This window comes from Flavicella sp., from assembly GCF_037132785.1.
Lineage (GTDB): Bacteria > Bacteroidota > Bacteroidia > Flavobacteriales > Flavobacteriaceae > Flavicella.
On sequence record NZ_JBAHZZ010000169.1, the window covers coordinates 1 to 7,412 of the forward strand.

At 31.6% G+C, this 7,412-nt stretch carries 4 protein-coding genes and 1 pseudogene; 3 read left to right on the forward strand and 2 right to left on the reverse strand.

What is annotated here, in order from left to right:
- Positions 1–204 precede the first annotated feature (204 nt).
- Positions 205–384 carry a hypothetical protein gene (locus V5787_RS10750; protein WP_336893222.1) on the forward strand — a complete coding sequence of 60 codons (180 nt, stop codon included), beginning with the start codon at positions 205–207 and terminating at the stop codon, positions 382–384.
- Positions 385–441: 57 nt separating this feature from the next.
- On the forward strand, positions 442–1,740 hold the full coding sequence (locus V5787_RS10755) for a Fic family protein (RefSeq protein WP_336893223.1): 1,299 nt from the start codon (positions 442–444) through the stop codon (positions 1,738–1,740).
- A gap of 405 nt (positions 1,741–2,145) precedes the next feature.
- On the opposite strand, the gene V5787_RS10760 is transcribed toward V5787_RS10755, so the two are convergent.
- Together V5787_RS10760 and V5787_RS10765 are read right to left on the reverse strand one after the other, a co-directional pair.
- Entirely contained in the window at positions 2,146–3,726 is a 1,581-nt protein-coding gene (locus V5787_RS10760) for a RagB/SusD family nutrient uptake outer membrane protein (protein ID WP_336893224.1), read from the reverse strand.
- Positions 3,727–3,748: 22 nt separating this feature from the next.
- Entirely contained in the window at positions 3,749–6,805 is a 3,057-nt protein-coding gene (locus V5787_RS10765) for a TonB-dependent receptor (protein ID WP_336893225.1), read from the reverse strand.
- Between the two features lie 401 nt (positions 6,806–7,206).
- Here V5787_RS10765 and V5787_RS10770 point away from each other — a divergent pair.
- Positions 7,207–7,412, forward strand: a pseudogene (locus tag V5787_RS10770) (IS5/IS1182 family transposase); the annotation flags it as partial.

Here is a 7,412-nt window from a genome sequence, read left to right on the forward strand (position 1 = left end):
CCTCGATTTATCATTTTTATGGCATCCCTTCGTATAATTTCTCTTTCTTGATCGGACACGCTTCGTAAGTCTGTTTTTTCCATCAATAAAGATACAAAAAAATATATTAATTAAAGAACTATTGGTTCTGAGTTAATATGAAAGAAAATTGGCAAAATGAAGCACTTTGGAAAACCGAATTTGAAAATTAATTGATTCATAAAAATGAGCAAACAACCAGAACAAATATTAGAAAATCAATTAGTTGCACAACTGCAACAATTGAAATACGAAAAAACACTTATTAAAGATGAAAACGCTTTAGTTGCCAATCTAAAAACACAATTAGAAAAGCACAATAACACCTACAAAAAGACCATTTGCAAAGTAAACGAATCTAAATAGCGAGAAATATCGATAATCTTGCAGTTTTTACTTATTTTTGATTTATAAAACAACTTTATGTTAGAAACAGTACCAAAATTTACACAAGAAAAAGAAACTATAAACACGATGGTTTCGCTTGAATTAACGGGTGCATTAAAAAAAATACAAGACGAGTATTTATTTTGGGACAAGGCAAAATATAAAAATAAAGGCTTAAATCCAGCAGTATTTTGGTCTGCCATAAAAATGCAACGTAAGCTAAAAAACACAAGTATTTCTTTTGGTAAATACACGTTTACCTTTCATATTACCGATTTTATGCACCGTGCATTACATCAGTTCGACTTAAATATTGGAGGTACATTAAGTAGTAATATTGGTATTTCCGAAACCGATAAAACAAAGTTTATTATTAGCTCTTTAATAGAAGAAGCCATTTCGAGTAGCCAAATGGAAGGAGCGAATACCACCAGAAAAAAAGCAAAAGAAATGATACAAAAGGAATTGAAGCCCAAAAGCAATTCCGAAAAAATGATTTTGAACAATTATGTAACTATGAAACATATTGTACAGCAAAAAAATGAAGACCTTACACCAGAATCGTTACTGTACGTACATAAATTAATAACAAGCAACACACTAGAAAACACAAAAGAGGAAGGTGCTTTTAGAAAAAATGATGATATTCAAGTAGTCAATCATATTGATGGAGAAGTAGTACACACACCGCCAAAAGAGGAAAATTTAAATATATTGTTACAGGAGTTGTGTGTTTTTTTTAATGAAGATCAAGAAAAATTTATTCATCCCATTGTAAAAGCCTGTATCATACATTTTATGATAGGTTGGATACATCCTTTTTCTGATGGAAATGGTAGAACAGCAAGAGCATTATTTTATTGGTATATGTTAAAAAGAGGTTATTGGCTTACCGAGTATATGTCTATATCAAGAATAATAAAAGACAGTAAAAATCAATATGAAAAAGCGTATTTATATACCGAAATTGATGATAATGATTTAAACTATTTTATAACTTACCATATTAAAACAATGGAAAAAGCTTTTTTTGCTTTAAAAACATATATCAATAAAAAGCAAAAAGAAGTAGTACAATCTGCCAGGTTTTTAAAAATTCCAGATGTTAACGACCGAATGTCTCAAATATTAAAAATTGTATTTGATGATGCAGATAGAGTTTTGGCAAGTAAAGAATTTGAAAAACGATTTGATGTGTCAAGTTTTACAGCAAGAGCAGATTTAAAAAAGTTAACTGAATTGGGCTTTTTAGAAATTCTACAAATTAATAAAATCAAGAAAAACTATATAAAATCAAGTCAATTTGATAATTTATTGAAAAATTACGATATCTAAAACTGCGAGATTCTCTCGATTTATCGCAATTTCTCATATAGTATTAAAAAAGAAAATTAATGTCTAAATTAGCCTTTTAGCGATATAACTTTTAGTCTTTTTTTCTTGCAATAATGTTTCAATTACCACACGTTCTTTTAATGATAATCGGCTATGTTTTTTTGCTTTCATACAACAAATCTAAGATTTTGATTTGTTGCGTTAAGTTCTTGAATTCAGTCTCTAAAAAAAGAAGTCATTTAAAAAGTTACATTTTTTAAATGACTTCTTTTTGGGAATTTTATAACAACGTCTTATATATTTATTCCTTTACAGGTTAAAACAATTATGAATTTTCGTTTTCCCAATTAGGGGATAATAATGTTGTATTTTACAGAGCTCTTAGACGTCTTTTGTTATAAAAAACTAACGGTAACCATTATTTGTTGGGTCAGATTCCAATAAATTAGCATTTAATAAAATTTGTGTTTGAGGTATTGGCAATAATATATGTTGAGGTTGGATATTTGCTGCTGGATTATTCCAGCTTCTATGAACCGTGGCCTTTACAACTTCTTCTAATATCCCCCATCTGATTAAATCCATTCTTCGATGCCCTTCAGCAGCAAGTTCAAACTTTCTCTCATCGTAGAGGGCTTCTCTAAAGGATTCTTGTGACATACCACTCCATGGCTGATCTGGTTCAAATGCTCTTTCACGAATCTTATTCACATATTGGTATGCGTTACCTGGTCCATTCAATTCATTTTCTGCTTCAGCTGCCATTAAATAAATATCAGCTAAACGAAATACGATATAATTTTCATGGTGATTATATCTCAAGGAATTTATTTGATCCAAATTCCAATTTTTTCTATAATATGGAAAATTCAACTCCATGCCTAAATGTTCTGTAACAATAGTAGCATCATAACGTAAATCGCCTGTTTGCCAGTTTTCTTGTAAGGCTATTTCGGGTAATGGAATTGCCCACCCATAACCTGTCATATCTTCGTCGTATTCTGACATTAAACTTTGAAAATATTCCCATCTAGCCATTTGACTTCCGCTATTGTCATAAACAGGATTTCCAGATTCATCATACGCATCTTCCTCTCTGTTTGTTGGTTCGTCTCTAATTCTTGGATTGTAATCGTCTGTTCTAGATGTGGTTATACCAGAGTCAGACTTGAAGTCGATCACAAAAATATGTTCGTCATTAATTGAGTTTTCTGGATCACTTTGATCAAATACTTCTGTAAAATCATCTAATAGTATGTGATACGAGTCATTTATGATTACGTCACATTCATCTTTTGCTAATTGCCACTCTTTATCAAACAAATGAAATTTTGCCTTTAAGGCTGTTGCAGCCCATTTTGTTGCTCTACTTGCACTTTCAGAAGCATAAGATGTTGGCAATAAAGAAATAGCTCTTTCTAAATCAGCTTTCATGTCCGTTCTAATTTCAGTTTTATCAAACCTCCCCAATTCACCAGCCTCAATTGGATTTAACATTTCTCTAAAATAAGGAACATCTCCCCATAGGTTTGTTAAATGATAATAGGCTAATGCTCGTAAAAACAACAACTCTCCTACCGTTTGATTTCTAGTGTCTTCAGACAAACTTTCATTTCCATCTATTCTAGATATAAATTCGGTTGTTCCGTTTACAACGTCATATAATTTAACCCAAACTTCATTACCATCATCAACACCTTCAGCAATTAAATAATTATGAATATTTCCATTTACGTTTCTACTTGGCCCTACAACATCGGCTCCATTCACGTAATAATCATCTAGCCCTCTTTCACCATATAAATTATTTGCATGGAATTCTCTATAGATACCATTTACAGCTAAAACAGCTTCTGCATCGTTGTTAAAAAAGTTTTCAGGAGTAATTTCATCACGCAAATCTTCCTCTAAGAATTCATCACAGCCAACTATTGTAAATAGTCCTATTAAAAGTATGATTATTTTATTTATAATTTTATTTTCCATTTTGTTTTCCGTTTTGTTGTGTTTAAAAATCCATTTTTACACCTAAAGTGACCGACGTAGCATAAGGGTATTGTGCTTTAGAAAATCCTTGAGATACTGAGTTAAATCCACTTCCTGCAGTAAAACTATTTACCTCTGGATCTCCCATAGTAAAATCAGAGATTAAAAATAAATTTGTTCCAGTTAAATAAACACTTAATGATTGAATATTTTTTCCAAGATTCATTTTATCAATAGGAACGTTATAACTTAAAGAGGCCGTTTTTAATCGTATGTAAGAACCATCTTCTATATTCAATGTGCTATTAGGATTAAATGTACTTGTAGAAGTACCCGCTCTTGGAACATCAGAAGTTTCATTTACACCTTCAACCCACCTATCAAGCACTCTAGAATCTAAATTCATTTCTCCTCTACCATAAAATGAGGTTTGTGATCTTACATTAAAAATTTCATTTCCATACTGTCCCTCCAAAAAAATATCAAATGTTAGATTTTTATAGATAAATGTATTTCTAAATCCTCCAAAAAAGTCTGGTATAGGACTACCAATTATTCCGATATCTTGATCGTTCCAAATACCATTACCGTCTAAATCTTTAAATCGTGGACCTCCAATAAATGACATGCCTTCTCTATTATCAGCAATAATTTCATCTTCATTTTTATATGTTCCTAAATATTCTAAGCCCATGAAAACTGGCATCGCTTCACCAACAATTAGTCTGGCAGAAGTTCCTCCTTGGTTTCCTGTTGATTGTAGATCAATAAAATCTCTACCATCTAGCTCTAAGATTTTACTTTTATTTGTTGATATTGATAAGGATGAACTCCAAGAAAAATATTTTTTCTCTATATTGGTAGTATTCAAAGAAAATTCGAATCCTTTATTCTCAACAGATCCAACATTTTGAAGCTGAGTTCCTCCACCAGCTTGAGCTGATAAAGCTTTTGCTAATAATAAATCTTCAGTTGTTTTTTTATAATAATCTATTTCTAATGAAATTCTATTATATAAAAGGCCAATTTCGAGGCCAAGATCTAATTGCTTTGTAGTTTCCCAAGTTAAACCTTCACTTGGTACAGAACCTAATTGAATTCCGTTAACAATCTGATCGTTAAAAATAGTAGTTGTATTGTTATAGACTGCTATAGAATTGTATGAGTTTACCCCTTGCTCTCCTACAATACCATAACTAGCTCTAACTTTTAATCTATTAATAACATCATTATTTACCATAAAATCTTCTTCGTCAATATTCCAAGCTAATCCTGCAGATGGAAAAAATGCATATTTATTTCCTACTTCAAAAACTGAGGACCCGTCATACCTACCAACTAAAGTTAGTAAATACTTTCCTTGATAACCATAGTTTAATCGCCCTAATCCAGAGACCAGTGTTCTTTGATTATATTCAGAATTGACCCAATATAGTTCTGCATCTCCAAGAGACAAGTTGTTAAATGAAACCGCATCATTAGGGAAACCATCAGCTTGAGATTGTGTATATTCATTGTTGGTTTTTTGCCAAGTAAAGCCTCCTAATAATTTAAATGAATGATCATCTAAATCTAAATCATACGTAAAAGTATTTTCATTTAATAAACTTTGTTTGAAATTAGTATCTATTTGTGCCCAGCCACCAGTACCAGCTATTATTTTTTCTGGTAAAATACCTGGCTGGTATCGATTGCGTTTTTCATATGATAGTTCTGCGCCAAATGTAGATTTTAACTTAAAATTCTCAAACAACTCATACTCAATGTAAAAGTTAGAGATTATTTTAGTATTTAAGTTATGATCTTCTCTAAGGTTAATATCTGCCTCAGGGTTTCTTTCTGATGAAGAACTAACAGGATTTATTCCTGTATAATTCCCGTAATCATCATATACGGTTCGAACTGGAAGTACATTTTTAACAATTTGCTCATAATTAACTTTGTTTTGTTCTCTTTTATAATGAGTTAAATTAAAACGAACACCCGTTTTGAGCTTGTCAGAGACTTTCACGTCTAAATTTGTTCTAAAAGAAATACGATCGAGACCTGAACCTCTTACAATACCTTCTTGGTCAAAATAATTTAATGAAACAAAATAGTTTGAATGTTCCGAGTTACCTGAAATATTTAAATCAGTATTTTGAACATATCCCATTTGAGAAACTAAATCTATCCAGTCTGTTGTTGGAAATTCTTCAGTTCTGTTGTCAAATATTAATGGTAGCGTTGGGTCGGTTTCTCCAAATCCACTATCACCAGGGATAAACTGTCCCGCTTCGTTCATATAATCAATATAGTCCTCCCCGCTAAGTATATCAACTTCATTTGCGGTGCTTTGTATACTATAATAGTGGTTCACACTAATTCTTGGTTTTCCTATTGGACTTTCAGTTCCATTTTTTGTTGTAATTAGTATGACTCCAGAAGCTCCTCTTGTACCATAAATTGACAATGCCGTAGCATCTTTTAATATATCAATAGATTTAATATCGTTCGTATTTAAAGTGTTGAGGTCAAATCCAGACCCTACAATAAAACCATCAATTACATATAATGGATTGTTATTTCCATTAATAGAACTATTTCCTCTAATTCTAATTGTAGCTCCAGCGCCTGGCGAACCACTGTTTGAAGTTACTCTAACCCCTGTGGCTCTTCCTTGTAGTGCTTGATCCAATCGAGCGACTGGTTGGTTTTCTAGAACCTCAGCTTTTATGCTAGAAACCGAAGATACCAAATCCTTCTTCGTAGAAGTTCCGTACCCAATAATAACAATTTCCTCTAACTGTTGAGAATCAATTTTTAACAAAATGTTTAACACTCTCTGCTTAGAGATAACAATATCCTGACTTAAAAAGCCAACATACGTAAATTGTAAAATTTCTCCTTCAGACACTTCAATTGAAAAGTTTCCATCAAAATCTGAATTAGTACCTCTGCTTGTTCCCGTAACGGTGATATTAACACCCGGTAACGCTTCATTTGACTCATCTTTAACTGTTCCAGAAACTGTAGATTGTGCCATTAAAGACATACAACTACAACACAACAACAATAAAGTACATAATTTTAATTTCATTTTGTTTGAAAATTTAGTAATGCTTAATGTTAAATTCAAGTTAAAGATATTAAAGCGCTTAATAATATTAATCTCAAAACAGGGGTGTAAATGTCGCACACGTAGTGTTTAGCAATGGAGTTAAGTGAGTTAGAGACATATGCCCTCCAATAGTGATACATTATTTGCAAATTTAAAGCCTTAGAATAATACTTGATAGTAACGCACCGAAAACTTTAAATAAGTAGTTAAAACAAAAGCCGTTTTAGAAATACTTATAAAAGAGAGCTGAAATTCATTTGGTATTAGATCATTTTAAAATTGAAAAGATAAGACCGTTGCAAGGTACATGACAAAAACAAATATCCAAACTCAGGTAGTATCTCGTTGTTTGTCAACTGATTAAGACGTATATTTAAGTTATGAAACTACAAATAACACCTACTTTTGCAGATAGCATTTGTGATTTACGCACAAGAAAGATAAAAGCTACATTTTTTAGTCAAATAAATATTCTTATCGATTGGGATCTAATTTCAAAAATAATAGACAAGGACTATTCCAGAGGTAAAAGTGCCGTTGGTAAGCCTTGCTATGATGGTTTGTTGCTTTTTAAAATGTGTCTTTT

Bases quoted from the DNA above. Each gene is read 5' to 3' on its own strand.
- V5787_RS10750 (WP_336893222.1), top strand. From the start codon at position 205: ATGAGCAAACAACCAGAACAAATATTAGAAAATCAATTAGTTGCACAA.
- V5787_RS10755 (WP_336893223.1), top strand. From the start codon at position 442: ATGTTAGAAACAGTACCAAAATTTACACAAGAAAAAGAAACTATAAAC.
- V5787_RS10760 (WP_336893224.1), bottom strand. From the start codon at position 3,726: ATGGAAAATAAAATTATAAATAAAATAATCATACTTTTAATAGGACTA.
- V5787_RS10765 (WP_336893225.1), bottom strand. From the start codon at position 6,805: ATGAAATTAAAATTATGTACTTTATTGTTGTTGTGTTGTAGTTGTATG.